Source organism: Butyricicoccus sp., assembly GCF_050872565.1.
Classification (GTDB): domain Bacteria; phylum Bacillota; class Clostridia; order Oscillospirales; family Butyricicoccaceae; genus Butyricicoccus_A.
The window spans coordinates 1-3785 of the sequence record NZ_JBNMHC010000214.1; the positions used below are offsets into that span (position 1 = coordinate 1).

Consider the following 3785-nt stretch of genomic DNA (forward strand, 5'->3'; position numbering starts at 1 on the left):
GGAACAGTTTCTTTTTCCCGGCTTCCTGCACCGCCATCGCCATAGAAAGCGCGCCCTTGATCGGGCGCAGTTCACCGCTCAGGCTGATTTCTCCGATAAACACGCTGTCCTCCGGCAGCGGTTCTTCAATATTTCCCTGTGCCGCCAACAAGCCGAGCAAAATCGGCAGGTCATAGACGGCACCTTCTTTGCGAATATCTGCCGGAGCCAAATTTACCGTCTTTCTCGCCGGAAGCAGTGCCATGCCGATGCTCCGCGCCGCTGTCGTGACGCGCTCTTTCGACTCCTTGACCGCTGCACCCGGCAGGCCGACCAGCTCAAACGACGGCAAGCCATTGACCAGCCCGCACTCTACCGTCACAAGATACCCCTCAATGCCATAAATGCCTGCGGAAAACACCGTTGCTATCATATGCCATCTTCCCCTCTTTCTCTGTTTTTTTCATTGTAACGCAATCAAAATACCTTGGCAATATCACCAGAACACTGTAAGCGCTTTCATTTTTTGGTGCAAAATTCTCCGAAAATTGTTAAAAACTTCACCTGAATAGCACAATAAATGAGGTTTTTTGCCTTTCTATCGGCTTTTTTATGCCTTTTGCTCAAATTCTTTCGTTTTTGTGTTTACATTGCAATCTTTTTTTGCTAAAATAAGCATGGTTACGAATAGCACCTCTGCGCTGTTCGCACAGCTGCTGTTCCCCGGTATCAGCCCACTCCTGATCGCTCCGAGGCAGCACCTACCGCATACGGGTTGGTATCCGTGCGCGGTTACCTACATTATATAGGAGGAACGATATAACATGGCAAGAAAAATGAAATCCATGGACGGCAATACCGCTGCGGCTCACGTATCTTATGCGTTTACCGAAGTTGCTGGTATTTATCCGATCACCCCGTCCAGCCCGATGGCCGACAATGTTGACCAGTGGGCAGCTGCCGGTAGAAAGAACATCTTCGGCACCACCGTTAAGGTCGTAGAAATGGAGTCTGAGGCAGGCGCTTCCGGCACCGTACACGGCTCTCTGGCAGCTGGTGCTCTGACCACCACTTACACTGCATCTCAGGGTCTTCTGCTGATGATCCCGAACATGTATAAGATTGCAGGCGAGCTGCTGCCGTGCGTATTCCACGTATCCGCACGTACTGTTGCTTCCCATGCACTGAATATCTTCGGCGACCATTCCGACGTTATGGCATGTCGCCAGACCGGTTTCGCTATGCTGTGCGAGACCAACCCGCAGGAAGTTATGGACCTGTCCGCTGTTGCTCACTGTGCAGCAATCGAGGGCCGCGTTCCGTTCATCAACTTCTTCGACGGCTTCCGCACCTCTCATGAGATCCAGAAGATCGCTGTATGGGATTACGACGATCTGGCTGATATGTGCGACATGAAGGCTGTTGAGGAGTTCCGTGCCCGCGCACTGAATCCGGAGCATCCGGTTATGCGTGGTTCCCACGAAAACGGCGACATCTTCTTCCAGCACCGTGAGGCTTCCAACGTTTACTACGAAGCAGTTCCGGAAATCGTTGAGAAGTACATGGGCAAGGTTAACGAGAAGCTGGGCACCGACTACAAGCTGTTCAACTACTACGGTGCACCGGACGCTGAGCGCGTGATCATCGCTATGGGCTCCATCTGCGACGTAGCAGAAGAAGTTATCGATTACCTGACCGCTCAGGGCGAGAAGGTTGGTCTGGTAAAGGTTCGCCTGTACCGTCCGTTCCGCGCTGACAAGCTGCTGGAAGCTATCCCGGCAACCGCTAAGAAGATTGCTGTTCTCGACCGCACCAAGGAGCCGGGCTCCCAGGGCGAGCCGCTGTATCAGGATGTTGTATTTGCTCTGGCAAATGCAGGCAGATCTGTATTTACCTGCGGCGGCCGTTATGGTCTGGGCTCCAAGGATACGCCTCCGTCTTCCGTATTCGCTGTATACGAAGAGCTGGCTAAGGACGAGCCGAAGAAGCAGTTCACCCTCGGCATCGTGGATGACGTTACCAACCTGTCTCTGGCAGAGCACGCATCCCCGAACACCGCAGCTGAAGGCACCATCGAATGTAAGTTCTGGGGTCTGGGCGGCGACGGTACCGTTGGTGCAAACAAGAACTCTATCAAGATCATCGGCGATAACACCGATAACTACGTACAGGCTTACTTCCAGTACGACTCCAAGAAGACTGGCGGCGTAACCGTATCGCATCTGCGCTTCGGTGCTAAGCCGATCAAGTCCCCTTATTATATCAACAAGGCTGACTTCGTTGCCTGCCACAACCCGTCCTACGTTGTCAAGGGCTACAAGATGGTCAACGACGTAAAGCCGGGCGGCGTATTCCTGATTAACTGCCAGTGGACGCCGGAAGAGCTGAACGAGTACATGCCGGCTGAGGCTAAGCGTTACATCGCGAAGAACAACATTCAGCTGTACACCATCAACGCTATCGACCTGGCTATCAAGATTGGCATGGGCAAGCGTACCAACACCATTCTTCAGTCCGCATTCTTCTCCCTGGCTAAGGTAATGCCGGAAGAGACTGCTATCCAGCTGATGAAGGACGCTGCTACCCATTCTTACCTGAAGAAGGGTCAGGACATCGTTGATATGAACCATAAGGCAATCGAGCTGGGCGCTACTGCTTACGAGAAGATCGACGTTCCGGCTGATTGGGCAAATGCAGTTGACGCAGCTCCGGCAGAAGCTCCGGAAGGCCGCGAGAAGACTGTCAAGATGGTTACCAACCTGATGGAGCCGATCGACCGCATGGACGGCGACTCCCTGCCGGTATCCGCATTTACCGATTACGTAGACGGTACCTACGAGCATGGCGCAGCTGCTTACGAGAAGCGCGGCACCGCTGTTACCGTACCGACTTGGGACGCTGAGAAGTGTGTTCAGTGTAACCAGTGTGCATATGTTTGCCCGCACGCTACCATTCGTCCGTTCGCTCTGACCGAGGAAGAAGTTGCAGCAGCTCCGTCTGCTATCAAGACTGCTCCGATCAAGGTTGGCGCTGGCAAGGGCGTTTACTCCTTCACCATGTCTGTTTCCCCGCTCGATTGCATGGGCTGTGGTGTCTGCATCGGCGTTTGCCCGACCAAGGCTCTGACCATGGTTCCGCAGCATGAGGAAGCTGCTCAGGCTGAAGTATTCGAGTACACTGTAAACAAGGTTTCCCGCAAGCCGGAGATGGAAGACATCAAGACCGTCAAGGGTTCCCAGTTCAAGCAGCCGCTGCTTGAGTTCTCTGGTTCCTGCGCTGGCTGTGCTGAGACCTCTTACGCTCGTCTGATTACCCAGGTATGCGGTGATCGTATGTACATCTCCAACGCTACTGGTTGTTCCTCTATCTGGGGCGGCCCGGCAGCTACTTCCCCGTACACCGTCAACAAGGACGGCCGTGGTCCGGCATGGGCTAACTCCCTGTTCGAGGACAACGCTGAACATGGTCTGGGCATGTATCATGGCCAGAAGGCACTGCGTGAGAACCTGAAGGCTAAGACCGAGGCTCTGATCGCTGTACCGTATGCACAGCAGGCTCTGAAGGATGCTGCTCAGAAGTGGCTGGATACTTACGCTGACGGCGCTGCTAACCAGGCTGCAACTGAAGCTTACATCGCTGCTCTGGAGAGCAACGTTGAGCCGAACTGCGACTGCGAGGCTTGCACGCTGGCATCTGAGATCCTGGCTAAGAAGGATTACCTGTCCAAGAAGTCCGTATGGATCTTCGGCGGCGACGGTTGGGCTTACGACATCGGCTTCGGCGGTCTGGATCACGTTCTGGCTTCC

Annotated in this window: 2 protein-coding genes; one reads left to right on the top strand and one right to left on the bottom strand. The window is 54.1% G+C overall.

Going from position 1 to position 3785, the window contains the following annotated elements:
• A partial coding sequence (locus ACR0P9_RS08850; protein ID WP_432619307.1) for a magnesium chelatase domain-containing protein occupies positions 1 to 412 on the bottom strand: 412 nt, incomplete at its 3' end.
• Between the two features lie 391 nt (positions 413 to 803).
• Between ACR0P9_RS08850 and nifJ the strand changes: the two genes are divergently transcribed.
• A partial coding sequence (nifJ, locus tag ACR0P9_RS08855; RefSeq protein WP_432619309.1) for a pyruvate:ferredoxin (flavodoxin) oxidoreductase occupies positions 804 to 3785 on the top strand: 2982 nt, incomplete at its 3' end.